The organism is Bradyrhizobium sp. P2_E8 (assembly GCF_056403875.1).
Genome location: NZ_JBFUES010001795.1, coordinates 1 through 714, shown reverse-complemented (window position 1 = coordinate 714; position 714 = coordinate 1). Strand labels below are relative to the sequence as shown.

At 64.4% G+C, this 714-nt stretch carries 1 protein-coding gene; it reads left to right on the top strand.

The features are described from left to right. Positions 1-159: 159 nt before the first annotated feature. Positions 160-714: hypothetical protein (locus tag AC1D00_RS43975; RefSeq protein ID WP_477015052.1), on the top strand; the 555-nt coding region annotated here is incomplete at its 3' end.

Below are 714 nucleotides of genomic sequence, written 5' to 3'. Positions count from 1 at the left end.
GCATCACGCTCGCCCGACGCTCTCCGGAACCGAAATGGTCCTCATAGCGACTAATCGGCAACCATTGAGAAAAGTCGCGATCCCCATATCGAATCATTAACCACCCCTTTACGCCCGCATGAAAATGCTGGTCGATCAGAAGAAATCTGGAAGTGAACTATGTCTGCCGCAGTGCCGAAGTCAGTTGAGTCGCCGTCCCTCGAACCGTCCTGCCGCGATACCGCGGCCCATGCTCTCTCCATCGTGCGCGACGGCGTGATCACGGGCGAAGGCCCGACCACCAAGGGCCGGGTGCACTTTTCCCGTTCGCTCGATGCCGATGACACCGCCTGGTGCACGCGCATCCTGACCGCCACCGCCGTCAACGACCAGCCGGTCAGCCGCCCCGAAGCCGAGGCGCTGTTCGAAATCAACGAGGCCGCGACCGAGCGCACCGATGGCGGCCGGTTCGACGACCTGCTTGCCAAGGCCGTGGCTCACTATGCCGCAAGCGCCTCGGGCCTGAAGGTGCCGCCGCGCAGCGTCGCGCTGTCGGCCGACACCGAGATCGAGAGCTGGGCGCCGTCCTATGCCTCCAAGGTCAACAGCGAGATGCTGGAGTGGATCGCCGGCCAGATGCGCGGCAAGCGCCAGAACAACCGTCGCCTGATGGCGATGGTGGCGACCTTCCTGGGCGCCACCGCGCTGCCTTTGGCGGGCCAATTGCCGAACGTG